Here is a 17,561-nt window from a genome sequence, read left to right on the forward strand (position 1 = left end):
GTAACGGGGAGAATGGGCGACCAGGTGTGCCGGGAAGTCTGGTCGGCCCGTCCCGGTGATCGGGGCGGATGTGATGCGAACCGTGCGCGTTCGCCGGACCGATCAGGAGCCCCGAGGTGCCAGCCGATTCCGCCGCATCGAATCCCACCCCGCCGCATCCGGCCCGTCCTTCTGGCGTCGCGGTGCGTCGTGCGCGTCTGCGCAGCGCCCTCGCCCTCGACACCACCAGCGGGATCCTGCTGCTGGCTTTCGCCGCGGTCGCGGTGATCTGGGCCAACACCCCGTGGCGCGAGGTCTATCACGACCTTCTGGCCATCGAGGTGGGGCCCGAGTCGCTGCACCTGCACATGTCATTGGGGCAGTGGGCCGCCGACGGTCTGCTGGCGGTGTTCTTCTTCGTCGTCGGCGTGGAACTGAAGCAGGAGTTCGTCGCCGGGAGTCTGCGTGACCTGCGGCTCGCCGGTGTGCCCATCGTCGCGGCGGTGGCCGGGATGATCACACCCGCCCTCTGCTATGTCCTCGTCGTCGGGCTCGCGGGGGAGACCTCGGGCCTGCACGGCTGGGCGATTCCCACCGCCACCGACATCGCATTCGCGCTCGCGGTCCTGGCGTTGTTCGGGCGGGGGCTGCCGGTGGCGTTGCGGACCTTCTTGCTGACCCTTGCCGTGGTGGACGATCTGCTCGGCATCATCGTGATCGCCACCGTGTACACCGACTCGATCGACGTCGTGATGCTGCTCGCGGCGATCGGTGCGGTGGTGGTGTTCGCGATCGTGGTCCACCTGTCGTGGTCGGCGCGGTGGCTGCTGTTGCCGATCGCGCTGGTGGCCTGGGGCTTCATGCATGCCTCCGGGGTGCATGCGACGGTGGCCGGCGTCCTGCTCGGGTTCGTCGTCCCGGCGCGGGCGATCCGCGGTGAGCGGCTCAGCCGTACCGAACTCCTCGGCGAGGGCGTCCGGCCGTGGTCGGGTGCGGTGGCGGTACCGCTGTTCGCCTTCGCCGCTGCCGGGGTGTCGGTGGTCGGTAGCTCGGGCTCGATGATCCAACCGGTGTCCATCGGGATCGTCGTGGGTCTGGTGGTCGGCAAGATCGTCGGGGTGTTGGGGGCGACGGCGCTGATGACCCGGTTCACGCCGCTGCGGCTGCCCGACGCGATCGGGCTGCGTGATCTGCTGCCGGTCGGCATGCTGACCGGGATCGGGTTCACGGTGGCCCTGCTGATCGCCGAGCTGTCGTTCGACGCCGACTCGCCGCACGTCTCGGCGGCCAAGGCCGCGATCCTGGTGGGGTCGGTGATCGCCGCGGTGATCGGTGCGGTGATGCTGCGCTGGGATGCCCGCAAGATGCGTGATCCCGACATGAACCGGGACGATGTCTGCGACCACGACCTCGACGTGATCGGGGGCAGAACAGCGCCCTGACCGGCGCCGTTGGTCGCTGTCGTTGGCACTCGGAATGATCGAGTGCCAGTTTCGGTTAAACTATCCGAGTCATCGACGTTTCTTGTGGAGGTTTCAGGTGCCCACCTACTCGTACGCGTGCACGGAGTGCGACAACCAGTTCGACATCGTCCAGTCGTTCTCCGACGACGCGCTGACCGAGTGCCCGCAGTGCACCGGCCGGCTGCGCAAGCTGTTCAACTCGGTGGGCATCGTGTTCAAGGGCAGCGGCTTCTACCGCACCGACTCGCGCAACGGGTCGTCGGCATCGGAGACCAGTTCCTCCTCATCGAAGTCGGAGTCGACCTCGTCGAGCACCTCCTCGAGCGATTCCTCGTCGTCGAGCAGTTCGTCGTCGAGCACCACCACCTCGGCGGCTCCGGCCTCCGCCTGAGTTCCCGATTCACCCGCCGGACATGTCCGACGGGTGAATTCCCGGCGACTTCCCGGATTTCCGGTTCGGCAACGTGTACGAAATGCGTTCCGTCGACCAGATGAATTCCGGATGGTGATTTTACTTCGACCTCGGTCAATGGGATCGAATGCCGTTGCTGTTCCTCGTTGCTCTGCTAGCGTTTGCTGCGTTGCGCCCTCGTCGGGACGGGCGTGTACCCACGAGCAAGGAGTCTGCAGATGGCTGCACAGAAGACCAACCGAATCCGAGTTGCCGGCGGAGCCGCCGCACTGATCGCCGCCGGTGCGCTGAGCGTTGCGATGGCCGCTCCGGCATCGGCGAATGTGACCTCGGTCGGCATCGACACCCCGTCCGGCTACGGATCATCTCAGGGCGTGTACGGCGCAGGGTGCTCGTACAAGGTGTCGGCGAAGGTCAGCTCGGTGGTGGCTAAGGACAAGGTGACGTTCTCTGTGACGCCCGCCGGTGGGAGTCCCACTCAGTTCGCTGAGGTCGAGCCGACTGAGGGCGGCAGCAATACCGTGACGGCGACCTGGAAGCCGAGCGCACCTGGTGTGTACACCATCACCGCCTCGCAGAACGGCAACGCCAAGACCGTCGACAATGTGAAGGTCGCCAATGGCATCCAGCTCCCGGATTGGTTCTGGGGCGGCAACTGCCTGATCACCGGCTAGTCCATCACGAGTTTTCCGCACGGCGGGATCACCTGACACAGGTGGTCCCGCCGTCGGCGTTCCGGGGTCCTGCGGCTCACCCCAGCCGACGGAACCCGCCGCCGGGGGTGAGGGCCCATCCCATCGGGATGTCGTGGGGGTCGCCGGGGAGTTCGTCGACCACCTCGTGGTCGTAGACCACCGCAACCAGCTCGGCGGCGGTGCGGTGGATGGTCCGGTCGTAGTAGCCGGCACCCCGGCCCAGGCGAACGCCGGCCGCGTCGACGGCCAGTGCGGGCACGAAGATCACCGATGCGATGTCGATGGCGTCCACGCCGAGCGGCCCGCCGGCCGGCTCGAGCAGACCCCAGCGGCGTCGTTCCAGAGATGACGACGGATCGTAGGCGACCCAATTCAGCGGGGCCGGATCACCGTCGGGGACGACGGGCAAAAGCACGGTGGCGCCGAGTTCGGCAAGTATGTCGAGAAATCTCACAGATCCGGGTTCGGACCCCACCGGAACGTACGCTCCGACGGTCTCACCGGAGATCGCAAACGGGCTCTCCGACAACCGTTTCACGAGTTGCTCGGCCGCATTTTCGCGGAATTCCCTGGTCATTTGCGCGCGGCGATTCGAGAAATCGGCGCGCAGCCCGGCTTTCGACATCTTGATCCACTTTCTGCCCGTCGGCTGAGTCACACCCGGTCTCCCAGGATTCCGCAACCCTTTGTGTGGCTGGTTCCCGGCTCCCGAGATTAGGGTGTTCCCCATGACGCCCAGCGTGAGAGATCCGAACGAATTCCCCGAGTACAGCGATGTGCCGGACACCCCGCCGATCCCGCGTACCGCTGTGGTGCCCGCCGCCGGCCTGGGCACCCGTTTCCTTCCGGCCACCAAGACGGTGCCCAAGGAACTGCTCCCCGTCGTCGACACCCCCGGGATCGAGCTCGTCGCGGAGGAGGCCAAGGCGGCCGGTGCCGAGCGTCTGCTGATCATCACCTCGCCCGGCAAGGACGGTGTGGTCGCGCACTTCGTCGAAGACCTGGTGCTGGAGAACACCCTCGCCAAGCGTGGCAAGGCCGCGATGCTCGCCAAGGTCCGCAAGGCGCCGTCGTTGCTGGACGTGGCGTCGGTGGTGCAGGAGAAGCCGCTCGGCCTCGGTCACGCCGTCGGCTGTGTGGAGCCCTACCTCGACGACGACGAGGACGCCATCGCGGTGCTGCTGCCCGATGACCTCGTGCTGCCCGGCGGTGTGCTCGAGGTGATGGCCCGGACCCGTGAGCGTCGCGGCGGGTCGGTGCTGTGCGCCATCGAGGTGCCCGGCGACCGGATCAGCGCCTACGGCGTCTTCGACGTCGAAGAACTCCCCGACGCCAAGAACCCCAACGTCAAGCGCCTCAAGGGCATGGTGGAGAAGCCGGCACCCGAGGATGCGCCGTCGAATCTGGCCGCCGCGGGCCGCTACATCCTCGACCGCAAGATCTTCGACGCGCTGCGCCGGATCGAGCCCGGGGCCGGTGGTGAGCTGCAGCTGACCGATGCCATCGCACTGCTCATCGAGGAGGGCGAGCCCGTGCACGTGGTGGTGCACCACGGCACCCGCCACGACCTGGGCAACCCGGGTGGCTACCTGAAGGCGGCCGTCGACTTCGCGCTCGACCGTGACGACTACGGCCCGGACCTGCGGGAGTGGCTGGAGAAGCGACTCACCGACGACTGAAACCCGGTGCGGGGTTCCTCCGCGCGCCTCCGTGGCTATTCCGGTGTGACGTCCTAACGTCTACAGAGGCCGCTTGTGCGCCGGCCGATGACGACGAGCCGCGAGTGAGGTGAGATGCGTTCGGTTGAGGATCATCTGACGTTGGTGACCGCAGCCGCGGTCGCACCCCGCCCGGTGCGGGTCGCCATCTCCGAGGCGCAGGGTCTGATGTGTGCCGAGGAGGTCGTCACCGAACGACCCATGCCGGGCTTCGACCAGGTCGCCGTCGACGGTTATGCCGTCCGCGCGGTGGACGTGGGGCTCGCCGGTGTGGAGGCCCCTGCCGATCTCGAGGAGTTCGACGCCGGCGGCGTCGAACTGGTCGACCTCACCGCCGGTGAACCGATGATCGTGTCGATGCCGGTGGTCGGACAGGTCGAACCGGGCGCCCGCACCCCCACGCGGCTGCAGCCGCGGCAGGCGGTGCGTGTGGAGACCGGAGCGCCCATGCCCACCCTCGCCGATGCCGTGGTGCCGGTCCGCTGGACCGACGGCGGCGAGTCCAAGGTCAAGATCGGTCACGGCGTCGAGAGCGGCGACTATGTGCGCCGCATCGGCGACGACGTGCAGCCCGGGGATGTGGCCGTGCGTGCCGGATCGATCATCGGTCCCGCCCAGGTCGGTCTGCTCGCGGCGGTCGGCCGCGCCCGCGTGCTGGTGCATCCGCGGCCGCGGCTGTCGGTGATCTCGATCGGTTCCGAACTCGTCGACATCGACCGTTCGCCCGGGCCGGGCCAGGTCTTCGATGTCAACAGCTATGCCATCGCCGCCGCCGCCCGTGACGCCGGCGCCGACGTCAACCGCGTCGGCATCGCCGAGCGGGACAGCTCCCGGATGCGGGAAGTGGTTGAGGCGCAACTCATCCGGTCGGAGATCGTGGTGATCTGCGGTGGCCTCGGCGGCGAGGCCGGACGTGCCGTCGTCGACGCCCTGTCCGATCTCGGTGACCTCGAGGTGGTGCGGGTGGCCATGCATCCCGGCTCCGTGCAGGGATTCGGCCGCCTCGGCCGCGACGAGGTGCCCACCTTCTTGTTGCCCGCCAACCCGGTCAGTGCGCTGGTCTCCTTCGAGGTGATGGTGCGCCCGCTGATCCGGATCGCGCTGGGCAAGCGCCAGCCGATGCGTCGGGTGGTCACCGCCCGCACCATCGGCCCGATCGCATCGGCCAAGGGGCGCAAGGGATATCTACGCGGCCAGCTGATGCGTGAGGAGCGCACCGGGGAGTATCTGGTGCAGGTGCTCGGGGCGTCGCCCACCGGGTCGTCGCATCTGCTCGCCGAACTCGCCGAGGCCAACTGTCTGATCATCGTCGAACCCGACGTCGAAGAGCTCGGCATCGGTGACGAGGTCGAGGTGGCCTTCCTCGCCCAACGCGGCTGACCGACGCCGACCGTCGGGGTGAACAAGTTCATTTCTGCCCGGTTACCTGCCCGACGTGTCGCGGCCACCCCCTAGACTCCCTGTTGTGTTCAGGTGGTTGAGTGGCGATCCGGTCAGTCCGGGATGGCCGGCGACGCTCGGTCCGTTGGGCACGCGTGCGGGGGCGGTCACGGTTCGGCCGGTCAAGCTGCGTGATGCCAAGGACTGGAGCGACCTGCGGATCCGGAATCAGAACTCCTTGCTGCCCTGGGAACCCACCGGGATCGGGTCCTGGGCGTCGCGACATCAGACGAGTTCGTGGCCACCGCTGTTCGCGGTCCTCAAATCCGAGGCCAAGAAGGGCAACCTGCTGCCGTTCGTGATCGAGGTGGACGGCAACTATGCCGGGCAGCTCACCGTCGGCAACATCCAGCGCGGGGCGGTGCGTACCGCCTGGATCGGGTACTGGGTGGACGACGGATATGCCGGCAAGGGGGTGGCCACCGCGGCGGTGGCCCTCGGGGTGGACCATTGCTTCGGTCCGGTGGGACTGCACCGGCTCGACGCCACCGTGCAACCGGCCAATGTGGCCTCGCAGACCGTGCTCGGCAAGGTCGGCTTCCGCAAGGAAGGGCTGTTGGAACGGTATATGGACGTCAACAAGAAGTGGCGTGACCATTTCCTGTTCGCGCTCACCGTCGAGGAGCTCACCGAGAGTGCGGCGCAACGGCTCGTCCGCACCGGACGCGCGAGCTTTCTCTGACCGTCGGCGCACCGTGACGGTCCGGCGCCGTCGGCCGCTTCGGCCGATCGGTGCCGGTTGTCGGGGGTGCGGTCTAGGTTGGCCGCATGCCACCACTGGAGATCGTGGTCCGCGGGACCGCACGAGGAAAGTACGCGCCCGAGCGGGCGATCGTGTCGCTGAGCGTGGGAATGTCGGGGGAGCAACGGGATTCGGTGTACAACCGGGCCGTCGAGGTGCGCTCGCGTCTGGCCGCCGAACTCGACGACCACGTTGCGCGGCAGGTCGCGGTGCGATGGACCGGCGATTCGGTGTGGGTACGGTCGTACCGTCCCACCGATCGCGACGGCCGGTTGCAGCCGCCGGCCTATGCCACCGACTTCGGGGTGGAGGCCGAGTTCACCGACTTCGAGGCGCTGAGCCGGTTCATCGACTCGTGGGCCGTGCGTGACGGCGTGAACGTCGGAACGGTGCGGTGGAAGCTGCGCCCGGAGAGCCGGCTGCGTCACGAGGCCGACCTTCGCCGCGAGGCGGTGGCCGATGCCGTGGCCAAGGCGCAGGCCTACGCCGATGCGGTGGGATCGGGGCCGGTGGTCGCGGTCGCGTTGTCGGATCCGGGGATGCTCGGGGACGGGCCGACGGCACGCGGAGGTCACTCGAGGGTGATGGCCGCGCCGGCGGGTATGCCGTCGGATTCGGTGGATCTGCGTGCCGACGACATCGACATCTTCGTCGCCGTCGACGCCCGGTTCGTCGCCGACGGGGCCGGCGGACCGGTCGGGTGACCGCGACACTCTGAGAAACCCGTGTGAAGTGCTGGAATCTTCCGGTGTGTCGGCGCGTCGGACGGGCATGTGGGCGTCGGAGCCATAGATTGTGGGGTGGTCCGATGTAACCAGAGTGAAAGAAAGGGACAGTCATGCCGAATTCCGTACTGTGGGTCTGCCTCGTCGCGGTGTGGCTCTTCGTGCTGGTCCCGATGGTGATCAAAGGCCGCCCGCAGGTGAAGAAGTCCACCGACGTCGCCCGCGCGACCCGACTGCTGCATCGCGGCGGAACCCGGACCCGCAGCGCCCGTCGTCGGGCGGCGGGATCGCACCCGCACGACCCCGAGTGGAAGTCGCAGCGTCGGACCACGACCCGCACCGCCGGTGCGACCGCGGTGATCGACGAGGCCGACACCGAGCGGGACGACGCCGACACCGATCTCGATGCCGCCGGTCTCGATGTCGAGACCGGCGAGAAGGCGACGGAGAAGACCACGGTGGTATCCGAGGCCACTGACGGCGTCGAGGACACCGCCACCGACACCGCCGACTCCGATGCTGTGGACTCCGACGCCGCCGACTCCGACGCCGACGTGCTCACCGGTGTTGTCGAGGACGGTGCAGACGCTGCCGATTCCGACGAGGATGTGCGCGTGACCGTGACCCAGGTCGAGATCGACGTGGTGGAGGTCGAGGTGGACGTGATCGAAACCGTCTCGGCTGCCGGCGTCGAGGAACTCACCGAGGATGCCGAGTACGAGGACGACCTCGCCGAGGATGCCGAGTATGACGACGATCTCGACGACGACGCCGAGTACGACGACTACGAGGATTCCGAATACGAGGACTCGGAGTACGACGAGTACGAGGACGACGTCGACGATGCGGACGTCGAGTACGACGACGATCTCGAAGACGATGCCGAGTACGACGACGATCTCGATGACGAGTACGACGAGTACGAGGACGAGGAACCGGTGAAGCCCGACACCAAGAAGTACGAGGCAGAGGCCGAACCGGCTGCGGCCAAGTCGGAGAAGACAACCGGACGTCGGAGCCCGTACTCGCCGGAGGCCGGCGCGGATCGGTTGCGCTACAAGGAACGTCAGCGTGTGAGCATCGGCCTGATCGCGTTGGTGATCGTGGCGGTGATCGCCGGGGTCGTGCTGGGCACCCTCGGGTGGATCGCCACCGGCGTCACCGTACTGATGCTGGTGGGCTACCTGTTCTACCTGCGTCGAACGGTCAAGGCGGAGCAGCAGATCCGTGCACAGCGCGCCGCCCGTGCCCGTCGTGCCGCCCGCGCCGAGGCCGAACGCCTGGCCCGGCAGGAGCGGGTGCCGGAGTTCGCGGCGACGCCTCCGCCGCCGCGGCTGCGTCGCCCGGGTGGGGCCGTGGTGCTCGAGATCGACGACGAGGACCCGGTGTTCGACCATCTGCCGCCGTTCCAGCGGCGTCGGGTCATGCGCGAGGACCCCGACTTCAGGCAGGCAGTGGCCGGCTGACGGTGATCGCATCCGGGTGTGTGGCAATCCATGCACGCCCGGTTCGCGCCGCCCGGCACAAGGCAAGGCGCTCACCGACATACAGGGTCGGGGCGCCGAGGATCGGAATCCACGACAACGTCGAGAACGGGGGCGTCGCCTGCGGGCGGCGCCCCATTTCGTTGTCTGCGCGCCGCAGGATCTGCGCCACGTCCCAGAGACTGCCGACCACCGACCGCGTCTGGCGACGCGGCGCATGCGGCGGGGGAGTGACGGTCAGCTCGTCGGGCAGCTCGCGTCGGCACAGCACGGAGGCGAGTAGCCGGATCTGCTGATCGCGGTCGGTGACACCGTATTCGCGGGCGATGGCGATCAGCATCACCGCTTGGTTCGCGAAGCCGAGCGACGTGCTGAGCGGGAAGAATCTGGTCCACGCCCCGAACACGCCGGGGTAGGCCACCGCGACGGTGTTGACCGTTCCGAGCCGGCTGATCCACCAGTCGGCCCGTTCGTTCATCGACCGCTGTGACCAGCCCTGGGTACCTGGCCAGTCCGCCACGTCGAGCACACCGGCCGCCACATGCCCCGCCCGCGCGATCGGGGAGGTGTGCTCGTCCGCGGAGTCGAAGGTGTGAGGTTTGAGTCCGAGGGGATCGGCGCCGGCCAGTACGTCGAGCATCGGATCGATCACCGAGATCGCCGCGTCGAGGGCCTTCACCAGCTGCTTGTCGCTCATCTGGGCCACGCCGCCCAGCGTACACACGGACTCGACAGGCCTCTGACCAGCCGTTTATGAACTCCGGTCAGGGTGCTGATAAGGTGTCTGAGGTTGGTCGAGAGACCGGCACGGGGCTATGGCGCAGTTGGTAGCGCGACTCGTTCGCATCGAGTAGGTCAGGGGTTCGATTCCCCTTAGCTCCACAGAAAACCGCAGATCAGACGGCCTCTCCCGAGTTCTGGGAGGGGTCGTTTTTCGCGTCGCCCACCGAAAACCCACCGGAAACGACCGGGGCCAGTCGGTCGAGCACATGGCGCACGTCGCCGGTCACCTTCTTGCGCTGGACGTAGTGGCGACGGGTGATCTCCGGGGAGGTGTGGCCGAGCTGCTCGGCCGCCGCCTCCATCCCGACCTCGTCGGCCAGGATCGTCGCCACGGTCTTGCGGAACGTCTTCGGCGTCACCCACTCGAAGAGGTCGGGCGGCCCGTCAGGGGTGCCGTCGGCGCCGACGACGACCGTGCGCCGCGCATCGCGGAACTGCCGGCGCGTGTTCGCCGTCGTCCTCGGCCCGCCGTCGCGCGACGGGAACACCAGCCCGAGGTCATCCGACGGCAGATCCCGCTCCCGTTGGCGCTCAAGGGCCGCGACCATGAAGTCTGGCAGGATCAGCCAGTGCTGGCTTGTCGCGGTCTTGGGCCGCGGCTGGTACTCGCCGCGCTTGTTGATCGCGCCGTCGAGGTACACCATGGCCGGCGCGAGATCGGTCGACCACTGCACGTGCTCCCAACGGAAGGCGAGCACCTCACTGATCCGGCCGCCCGAGCCGATGAGGCAGTCGGCGAGGTCAGGGAAGTCGACGCCACGCTTCGGCCCGAATCGGTTGGTTCCCGACCATGTGGCGATGCGGATCCGCAACTGCTGCAGCTCGTCGATCGTGAGGGCGCGAGTCACGGCGGTCTCGGAGCTGCGGCGCGTGGTGTCGACGATCGGGTTGCGCTCGATGGCGTCGTGCTGGGCGGCCAGGGTCATCATGCCGGACAGCACGGTGCGGCACTGGCGGGAGCGCGAGTCGGTGGCGACGGCGCGCAAGAACCTGTCGAGCACGCCGACGGTCGCCTCGCCGACGCGGATCTCGCCCAGGCCGGGCGTGATGTGCAGGGTGATGAGCTCGCGGTCGTTGTCGAGGGTGCCCACGGCGTAGTCGCCGGACTCGACGCGCTTGGCGAGCCACAGGTCGGCGAGGTCGGCGAGACGTGTCTTGCGGGTGATGTCGACGACCGATCCGGAGGTCCGGTCACGCTCGGCGAGCGCATCGAGGAGCGCACGCTCGGCCTTGGCGCCGCTGGCCCCGAACCTCTCGACCGGCCGTGTCCGGCCGTCGTAGTCGCGGTAACGAGCACGCGCTCGCCAGCGACCCGGTGCGACCTGTGTGCGGGTGATCTTCCCCCAGGTGCCGAGGGGGAGTGGAGGACGGGCCATCGTGGGTTCCTACCCTTTCATCTGTTCGAACTAGTGTTCGACCCAGCCCTGTCGGGGGACTCGGGTAGACATTTCAGGCATGGACGCGAACCTGGACTACCGGCTGGTCAATCACCTGGAGACGATCGACTTCACATCACTGACGGTGGCGCAGCTCTCCACTGTCGTTGCCGCCCTGGACCTCGTTCACCCCGCGGGCGTGATCCCGCGCGAGGTTGTTCGCCCGACGAAGCGCCGCCTGCGCATCGTCGGGTGAGGTCTTCTGGACTTCGTCCTCCGTGCCCGGTGCTCCCGGTTGCGCGGTCGGACTGGAGCGGTCGCCGGCGTCTTTATGCTCACTATCGTTCTCCTCAGATGCGTTGTGCTGACTGTTCTTCCATGCAACGAATCCTTCTAGTCCCCCGTGCTTGTCGATGTCCGTCCATCCAAGTCCGATCCGGTGGACTACCTCCCCCGAGGCACGGAGGCGATCGATCCGTTCCGGGGTTCCGATCCCGAGTTCCTCGAATCGATCTGCGGCGCTGATGGGCTCATCCACTGCCCACCATTCGGACTTCCATGGCTCGTCGTCCGGCCCGAATGCGGGTCCAGGGTTCCATGGAGGCGTCCAAGGTCGACCCAACTTCGCGTCACGGATCATCTGCAGGACATCGGACAGCTCCCGTTCGGCGGCGTCAACCGGGATGTCACGAAGGATGGCGTACTCGAGCTCTAGGTTCAGAGACTTGGCGCGCGCACGCTGCCAGTCGTCGAAGATCGCCTCAGGGCGCCTTCCGCTGGACGCGTCCGTCGCTCGCACCACCACGTCTTCCGGCACCTCGGCTAGGTGGGCGATGGCCTTCAGGATCGCCTCGGTGGGTACAGAGCCATAGGTGCCGCGACGAATCCTATTCAGTGTCGAGTGCGAGATATCGAATCCGTCTCGGGCCGCAATCTCGGCCAGGCGCCGACCCGACGCGCCGTTGTGGCGCCGACTGGCCAGCTCGACAAAGCCGGCGAGGGATGTGGGTTCGTTCATGTCCGTCACTATCGCAACCTGTCGTCGGGTCGTGCACGTCTCGTGAATCAATCCTATGACAAGTGGGTCATGAGTCACCGCACGTCATAGGCATTATCTGCCAATTGTCGTCTTGACAAGTAGATGGGTCATGACTCATGATCCACTTGTCAAACGGAAAATTGGAGGTCAGGATGACTAGGACAGCTCGGCGGAAACGCCCACCTCAACGAAGAAAGGAGGTCTGGATGCGGGTGAAAGATGGCGGACAGGTCCGACGCTGGCGCAAGCAGCGGCGGTACAGCCAGCGGGAGCTGGCATTCCTCGTTCGCCGCACCCAGACGACGATCTACCTGATCGAGACCGGGCAACTCCGGAATGTCAGCGAGGATCTCGGTGTCGCAATCGCCGCCAGGCTGGACGTGCCCTGGGAAGACCTATTCGAAGCGCATGAAGTCGACCATTCAGTGGGTCATGACTCATCGTCCAGTAGTCACGAGGTGGCGTGATGGTCAACTCCACCTACCACCCGTGCTGCCGGTGCGTGGGCCGTCACGGGCCCGACTGTCGTCGACAGGGATCCGCGCGCTCCGGGATCATCCGGGCACTCATTGCCAACTTCACCGACCACTCCGCACCGGAGGGCTGCCGGTGCGGAGGGCGCGACGAGGAGATCTCACACTCCACGGCCGTCGCGCGGCCCGACCCGGATGGGGATGCCGGGTCGGGCACCAAGCCCCAGGAATGAAAACGCCCGCCTCGGTGCGGACACACCGGGCGGGCCAGAGAACAACTGAAAGGAATCTCGTGACCGAGAATACTCCACTTGCCATCCAGGGCGTCGACGGCGAACCCACCACCACGTCGCTGATCGTGGCCGAGGGGACCGCGGTTGAGCACCGCGCCGTGCTGCAGCTCATCCGGAACAACCTCGCCGACTTTGAGGAGTTCGGAAGGGTCGCATTTGAAATGCGCCCCTTTGCAACAGCCGGCGGAACACAGCACCGCGAGGTGGCTGTCCTCAACGAGCCGCAGGCGACACTCCTCCTCACCTACATGCGCAACAGCGACATCGTGCGCGAGTTCAAGCGGAACCTTGTCCGCGCGTTCTTCGAGCTCCGCAGCCGTCCGGAGCCGAAGCTCGAAGGCCCCGAACTCCTCGCGGCCGCGGTGCTCGAATCGCAGAAGGTGATCGAGCAGCGCGATGCCCGGATCTTCCAGCTCGAGCAGAAAGTCACCGCCGGCGCTGCTCCTCACTGGCGCGGAGGCGATCATGCTCGCCAAGGCTTTGCTAGGTGCGGCCCAGCCAAGCGAAGAGGACTTCTGGACTGGCGAGGACGGTCAGTCATGACCGCCACCTACTTCGGCGCCACGGTCGTCGGGGTCGAGGACTACACGCCGACGTCGGCCACCGTGTTCGTGACGATGCCGGAAGCCTTCGGGGTGCTGCGCATCGACGATGCCGCGCTCGCGGATATCGAGGTGTCAGCATGACCTTCACCCGCGAGCAACTCAATGCCCTCGGGGTCGCAACGGATCTGCAGACCGCGGCCGAAGCCCTCGGGATCTCCCGAGCCACTGCGTACGACCTGGCGTCCCGGGACGAGTTCCCGGTCCCGGTGATCCGATACGGCACCCGCTACAGCGTGCCGACCGCAGGCCTGCGCGAGGTGCTCCTCGGTGAGACCCCGCCGCCGGCCGACGAGATCCTGGCCCGGCTCGACCAGATCGCCGCCCACCTCGGCGCGCTGGTCCAGATCGCAAAACTGCAGTCCCTCAACTCGATTGGAGCAGCATGATGATCGACACCATCGTCAACAACCTCGGCGCGTGCGTGATCGCGGGCGCCGGAATCCTGGTCGGCGTCGGCCTGATCGTCGACGTCATCCGCGCCTGGTGCTGGCGCGACGCCGACGACACGTTCCTCGAGATCGACCGCGGCGAGATCAACGCCGACAATCCGCTCAACGTCCTGCCGAGACGCGACCAGTGACCCCGCGATCGACGAGCCTGGGTCAGCAGCTCAAGAACTCGATGCTCACACAGCTCGAACAGATCGACGCGCCGGCCGGCATGGAGTGGCGAGTGGTCAGCTTCCGGCGGTGGATGCAGCACGCCGACTCCGGTGCGACCGTGGTCCGCCTCGACGTCAAGGACGGTGACGAGGTCAGTGACCTGTACCTGGTGGCCGCGACAGCCTCTGACGCCCCGGCGCCGCGTAGCCTCCGCCCGGCCGAGCCTGCGCCGAGTCGCCGCTCGCCGCGCGCGCCGATCCCGCAGTGCCGCCTGGATCTGATCGCCTGGTTGGAAGCACATCCGGGGGAGTGGGCGGAGTACGTGGCGGCCGGCGATGAGGACGTGTCGGCACCTCAGATCGCCAAGTGCGTGCGCTCCGGTTCCGGCGGGTTCGGCCCCGGATTCAGCGTGAGGACCCGCGGGTCGAGATTCACCCGCGTGTCGGCCTTCGTGCGCTACGACCCGGTGTCGGCAGGACGGCCTGCGTGATGTGCCTCGTGTGCGGCCACCTCACCCTCTCCGAGGTGTGCCCAGCTTGCCTCCGAATCATCAACCCCTCGAAGGGAATCGAATCGTGACCATCAACATCAGATCGGTGGCCGACCTCGATGTCGGCTACCAGCGGCACGTCGGCGCGGTGATCGAGTGGCGGTCTCTGGCCGCCACTCGGCCCGCGGTCCTCCACATCATCGACGCCGACGAGACCGAGTTCGGCGAGGTCGGCGTGGAGATCGAGATCTCCGACCTCGCCATGGGTCAGGTGGCCGACCGTGCGTCGGTGTGCGTGCCGCTGTCGGCGGTCCTGCAGCTCGCCGACGAGGCTCGGGCGGCGGGGGAGGCGGCATGACCAAGTCCGATCATCTGCGCGAGGCGGCGAAGCTCCTCGAGACCGCGGCGGCCGAACTGTCCGATGCTGCACGGCACCTCGACGCGCACCCCGGTGACGTCGAGCTCGTCGAGGGGGCGACGGTTGCCGCCGACGCGCACATCTCGATCGCCGACGCCCACATGACGCTCGCAAGCCACACCGGCACGGGCATCCGAATCCGGGTGGTGGGCCCATGACCACCAAGTTCGCCGACCTCAAGGCGAAGGCCCACGAGGAGGGCGCGAAGGCGTGGCGTGACGGCGAAGCTCGCTGCCCGTATGCGTCGAGCGACCTTGCGCAGGCCTGGTACGCGGGCTGGAACGAGGCCCAGGAGTGGGCGGTCACCGGAAACCGGATCCCCGCCGAGGACGGGGTGTACGCCGACATCACCGACACCGTCTACCACTCCGATCGCCACTCGCTGTCGTCGTCCGGGGCGAAGACGATCCTCGAGCCGGGCGGCCCTGCCGTCTTACGGTGGGCGCCGGCGAAGACGTCCGCCGCGTTCGACTACGGGCACGCCGCTCACGAGTTGGTCCTGGGTAAGGGGTCGGGAATCGCGGTCGTCGACGCCAAGGACTGGCGCACGAAGGACGCGAAAGCCGCACAGGATGCGGCCCGCGACGCCGGCAAGACGCCGATGCTACGCAAGGACTACGACCGCGCGGAAGAGCTGGCAGCCGCGGTCAAGTCACATCCGCTCGGCGAGGTCCTGTTCTCCGAGGGGGTTGCGGAGCAGTCGATCTGGGCGCACGACGAGCTGTCCGGCGCCCGTATCCGCTGCCGCCCCGACTGGTGGGTGTCGTCGACGTTCATCGACCTGAAGACCGCCACCGACCCCGGTCGATTCGACCGCGCGATCGAGGACTACTCCTACCACCTGTCCGCGGCGTACTACCTGCACGTCGCGCGATCCATTGGCGTGCAGGTGGATTCGTTCATCCTCATCGCCGTCGGCAAAACCTCGCCGTTCCTCGTCGACGTGTGCGAGCTGTCGTCGAAGGATCTCAGCATCGGCCAGGAGTTGACCCGCGCCGCGATCGACCTGTTCGCGCACTGCCAACGCGCCGACACCTGGCCAGGGCTTCCGGCCGAATTGCGCACCGCCACACTCCCGGATCGCATCCGCTACCGCGCGGACATCGCGATCCAGCGCGCCACAACCACCATCACCGAAGGGACCAGAGCATGACCACCAACGAGATCGCCACCACCGACGACAACGGCCTGTCGCTGCTGCCGCCCGCCCAGCCGATGCAGTCCAGCTCGATCAACACGCTCATGGAGCACGCCCGTGCGATGAACACCGCGTACGAGCTGGCCGAGAAGATGTGCGGCACCCAGCTGGTGCCCCAGATCTACCGCGGCAAGCCGCAGGACGGCACCGCGGCGATCCTCTACGGCGCCGAGCTCGGACTGACCCCGATCCAGTCGCTGCAGCAGATCTTCGTGGTCCACGGGACGCCGGCGATCTACACCCGCACGATGGTCGCATTGCTCAAGCGCCGCGGATTCCGCATCTGGACCGAGTCGAGCACCGACGAGTCCGTGACCGTGATGGGGCAGGCTCCGGACGGTACCGCCGAGGCATCGACATGGACGATCGAGCGCGCCACCAGGGCCGGTTACGTGCCGACGATCAATGAGACTACCGGCAAGTTCAAGACGAACGCGAACGGCAAGTTGATCGGCAACGAGAAGTATCTGACCGATCCGCAGGCCATGCTCTACGCGAAGGCCGCGGCCGAGGTGTGCCGGAAGCTGGCACCCGAAGTGCTGCTGGGCCTCTCGGTCGACGACGAGACCGAGCCGCGCGACGAGGGTGCGCCGCGCAAGGTCCGCAACGAGGCCGCGGTCCGGGCACCGGGGGTCGATGAGCTCCGCGCCCGACTGGGTGTCGCGGCGAAGTCGAGGCCGATCGAGGCGGCCGCCGAGCCGACTCCGGTCGATACGCCGGAGCACGCCGCTGAGCAGGAGACGAACGCGCCGTCCCGGGATGCGCTCATGCGGTTGAATGCGCTATTCGAGCGCGCCGGCCTCGGCGGGAAAACTGCGGCCGTCAAGGCGAAGAAGAAGACCGTCACCGAGGCCCTCCTCGGGCGGTCGGTCGACGATCTGACCGCCGATGACGTCGAGCACCTCACCAGCCAGCTCGATCAGCTGACAAAGGAGGGCGAGAACAGCGGCCAGGGTGACGATCTGCTCGTCGCGACCGTCGCATCGATCCTCGAGGAGAAGGCGGCCGACCAGTGACGACCACACCCGACGCACTCGTCGTCGACCAACTGCGTGAGCAGGCCGAGTGCGGCTGCTCAAGGCCGGCGGCCGTATCGGAGCCCGCGGCGCCGAGGTCGTGGTGGTCGCGGCTCGCCCGGGGTGGTGCGCGATGACCGCCACGGGAAGGGTGCGTGTGCATAGCGTTTCGATCCTGCATCCCGACGGCGACACCGAGGTCCTGATCCCCGAGTCGGAGGTCGCGGCTCTGCGCGCCGAGGTGAAGCGGTTGCGGGAAGGCATCGTCGCCGACTTGGCACCAATCCGGGAACTGCACAAGCCGTCCGGTGATGACTGCCGGTGCTGCATCCACTGCATCGAGTGTGAGCAGCTATGGCCTTGCGCCACAGCGAGATTGATCTACACATCCGAGGAACTGCAATGACACACAAGTACGGAATCACTGACACCACTCGACGATACGGCGGGCGCACCCTGCATCAGATCCGAGCCTTGCGTGACATCCCCCGCCATGGTGTGACCGCCGCAGACTTGGGTGGCTGGATTGAGCACGAGCGCAACCTGTCCCAGGATGGGGATTGCTGGATCGCCGACAACGCCCGCGTGGGGGGCAACGCCAACGTGTGGG

The 17,561-nt window shown here is 67.4% G+C and carries 23 protein-coding genes, 1 tRNA gene and 1 pseudogene; 21 read left to right on the top strand and 4 right to left on the bottom strand.

Features of this window, described 5'->3' with window-relative positions; genetic code table 11:
- The first annotated feature begins 116 nt into the window (after positions 1-116).
- From nhaA to GD1_RS07855, 3 genes are all read left to right on the top strand, one after another.
- Entirely contained in the window at positions 117-1,421 is a 1,305-nt protein-coding gene (nhaA, locus tag GD1_RS07845) for a Na+/H+ antiporter NhaA (protein WP_373855268.1), read from the top strand.
- Between the two features lie 97 nt (positions 1,422-1,518).
- Positions 1,519-1,833, top strand: coding sequence for an FmdB family zinc ribbon protein (locus GD1_RS07850; protein ID WP_020791224.1), 315 nt, complete (start codon positions 1,519-1,521; stop codon positions 1,831-1,833).
- 239 nt (positions 1,834-2,072) lie between these two features.
- On the top strand, positions 2,073-2,528 hold the full coding sequence (locus tag GD1_RS07855) for a hypothetical protein (RefSeq protein ID WP_059036601.1): 456 nt from the start codon (positions 2,073-2,075) through the stop codon (positions 2,526-2,528).
- A 76-nt stretch (positions 2,529-2,604) separates the two neighbouring features.
- On the opposite strand, the gene GD1_RS07860 is transcribed toward GD1_RS07855, so the two are convergent.
- The gene (locus GD1_RS07860; RefSeq protein ID WP_059036602.1) at positions 2,605-3,174 is read right to left on the bottom strand and encodes a 5-formyltetrahydrofolate cyclo-ligase; all 570 of its coding nucleotides are present in this window, start codon (positions 3,172-3,174) and stop codon (positions 2,605-2,607) included.
- Positions 3,175-3,277: 103 nt separating this feature from the next.
- On the opposite strand from GD1_RS07860, the gene GD1_RS07865 reads away from it, so the two are divergent.
- The 5 genes from GD1_RS07865 (at position 3,278) to sepX (ending at position 8,640) form a co-directional block, all read left to right on the top strand.
- Positions 3,278-4,228, top strand: a complete 951-nt coding sequence (locus GD1_RS07865; protein WP_053776866.1) for a UTP--glucose-1-phosphate uridylyltransferase — start codon at positions 3,278-3,280, stop codon at positions 4,226-4,228.
- A gap of 114 nt (positions 4,229-4,342) precedes the next feature.
- Positions 4,343-5,647 (top strand): molybdotransferase-like divisome protein Glp, encoded by a 1,305-nt coding sequence (gene glp / locus GD1_RS07870; protein WP_053776865.1) that lies wholly within the window; start codon positions 4,343-4,345, stop codon positions 5,645-5,647.
- Between the two features lie 85 nt (positions 5,648-5,732).
- Positions 5,733-6,389 (top strand): GNAT family N-acetyltransferase, encoded by a 657-nt coding sequence (locus GD1_RS07875; protein WP_020790421.1) that lies wholly within the window; start codon positions 5,733-5,735, stop codon positions 6,387-6,389.
- Positions 6,390-6,475: 86 nt separating this feature from the next.
- Complete coding sequence (locus tag GD1_RS07880; RefSeq protein ID WP_059036603.1) at positions 6,476-7,153, top strand: SIMPL domain-containing protein; 678 nt, start codon at positions 6,476-6,478, stop codon at positions 7,151-7,153.
- Between the two features lie 134 nt (positions 7,154-7,287).
- A complete protein-coding gene (gene sepX, locus GD1_RS07885) occupies positions 7,288-8,640 on the top strand; it encodes a divisome protein SepX/GlpR (RefSeq protein WP_059036604.1) in 1,353 nt (450 codons plus the stop codon).
- Here sepX and GD1_RS07890 read toward each other — a convergent pair.
- The gene (locus GD1_RS07890) at positions 8,618-9,364 is read right to left on the bottom strand and encodes a hypothetical protein (RefSeq protein ID WP_053776862.1); all 747 of its coding nucleotides are present in this window, start codon (positions 9,362-9,364) and stop codon (positions 8,618-8,620) included. The genes sepX and GD1_RS07890 overlap by 23 nt on opposite strands.
- Positions 9,365-9,467: 103 nt before the next feature.
- Here GD1_RS07890 and GD1_RS07895 point away from each other — a divergent pair.
- Positions 9,468-9,540: transfer RNA gene (locus GD1_RS07895), tRNA-Ala, on the top strand.
- A 14-nt stretch (positions 9,541-9,554) separates the two neighbouring features.
- Here GD1_RS07895 and GD1_RS07900 read toward each other — a convergent pair.
- Positions 9,555-10,817 (bottom strand): tyrosine-type recombinase/integrase, encoded by a 1,263-nt coding sequence (locus GD1_RS07900; protein ID WP_059036605.1) that lies wholly within the window; start codon positions 10,815-10,817, stop codon positions 9,555-9,557.
- Between the two features lie 136 nt (positions 10,818-10,953).
- A complete protein-coding gene (locus GD1_RS07905; protein ID WP_157079403.1) occupies positions 10,954-11,835 on the bottom strand; it encodes a hypothetical protein in 882 nt (293 codons plus the stop codon).
- A gap of 227 nt (positions 11,836-12,062) precedes the next feature.
- Between GD1_RS07905 and GD1_RS07910 the strand changes: the two genes are divergently transcribed.
- The 12 genes and pseudogenes from GD1_RS07910 to GD1_RS25235 all read left to right on the top strand — a co-directional run.
- Positions 12,063-12,323, top strand: coding sequence for a helix-turn-helix transcriptional regulator (locus GD1_RS07910; RefSeq protein WP_059036607.1), 261 nt, complete (start codon positions 12,063-12,065; stop codon positions 12,321-12,323).
- The gene (locus GD1_RS25815) at positions 12,323-12,562 is read left to right on the top strand and encodes a DUF7324 family protein (protein WP_439108948.1); all 240 of its coding nucleotides are present in this window, start codon (positions 12,323-12,325) and stop codon (positions 12,560-12,562) included. Before GD1_RS07910 ends, GD1_RS25815 begins: the two co-directional genes overlap by 1 nt.
- A 59-nt stretch (positions 12,563-12,621) precedes the next feature.
- Positions 12,622-13,308, top strand: coding sequence for a Rha family transcriptional regulator (locus GD1_RS07915; protein ID WP_059036608.1), 687 nt, complete (start codon positions 12,622-12,624; stop codon positions 13,306-13,308).
- Positions 13,305-13,613: a helix-turn-helix transcriptional regulator gene (locus GD1_RS25180; RefSeq protein ID WP_020794770.1), complete on the top strand. Its 309-nt coding sequence runs from the start codon at positions 13,305-13,307 to the stop codon at positions 13,611-13,613. The genes GD1_RS07915 and GD1_RS25180 overlap by 4 nt, the downstream gene beginning before the upstream one ends.
- A complete protein-coding gene (locus GD1_RS07925) occupies positions 13,610-13,807 on the top strand; it encodes a hypothetical protein (RefSeq protein ID WP_059036609.1) in 198 nt (65 codons plus the stop codon). Before GD1_RS25180 ends, GD1_RS07925 begins: the two co-directional genes overlap by 4 nt.
- Positions 13,804-14,319: a hypothetical protein gene (locus GD1_RS07930; protein ID WP_059036610.1), complete on the top strand. Its 516-nt coding sequence runs from the start codon at positions 13,804-13,806 to the stop codon at positions 14,317-14,319. Before GD1_RS07925 ends, GD1_RS07930 begins: the two co-directional genes overlap by 4 nt.
- A gap of 85 nt (positions 14,320-14,404) precedes the next feature.
- Positions 14,405-14,677 (top strand): hypothetical protein, encoded by a 273-nt coding sequence (locus tag GD1_RS07935; RefSeq protein ID WP_059036611.1) that lies wholly within the window; start codon positions 14,405-14,407, stop codon positions 14,675-14,677.
- On the top strand, positions 14,674-14,895 hold the full coding sequence (locus GD1_RS07940; protein ID WP_059036612.1) for a hypothetical protein: 222 nt from the start codon (positions 14,674-14,676) through the stop codon (positions 14,893-14,895). The genes GD1_RS07935 and GD1_RS07940 overlap by 4 nt, the downstream gene beginning before the upstream one ends.
- On the top strand, positions 14,892-15,890 hold the full coding sequence (locus GD1_RS07945; RefSeq protein WP_059036613.1) for a PD-(D/E)XK nuclease-like domain-containing protein: 999 nt from the start codon (positions 14,892-14,894) through the stop codon (positions 15,888-15,890). Before GD1_RS07940 ends, GD1_RS07945 begins: the two co-directional genes overlap by 4 nt.
- Positions 15,887-16,951, top strand: coding sequence for a hypothetical protein (locus tag GD1_RS07950; protein WP_059036614.1), 1,065 nt, complete (start codon positions 15,887-15,889; stop codon positions 16,949-16,951). Before GD1_RS07945 ends, GD1_RS07950 begins: the two co-directional genes overlap by 4 nt.
- A gap of 49 nt (positions 16,952-17,000) precedes the next feature.
- Positions 17,001-17,357 (top strand): hypothetical protein, encoded by a 357-nt coding sequence (locus tag GD1_RS07955; protein WP_059036615.1) that lies wholly within the window; start codon positions 17,001-17,003, stop codon positions 17,355-17,357.
- Positions 17,354-17,561 (top strand): annotated as a pseudogene (locus GD1_RS25235) (hypothetical protein); the annotation flags it as partial. The gene GD1_RS07955 and the pseudogene GD1_RS25235, both read left to right, overlap by 4 nt.

The organism is Gordonia desulfuricans NBRC 100010 (assembly GCF_001485495.1).
Classification (GTDB): domain Bacteria; phylum Actinomycetota; class Actinomycetes; order Mycobacteriales; family Mycobacteriaceae; genus Gordonia; species Gordonia desulfuricans.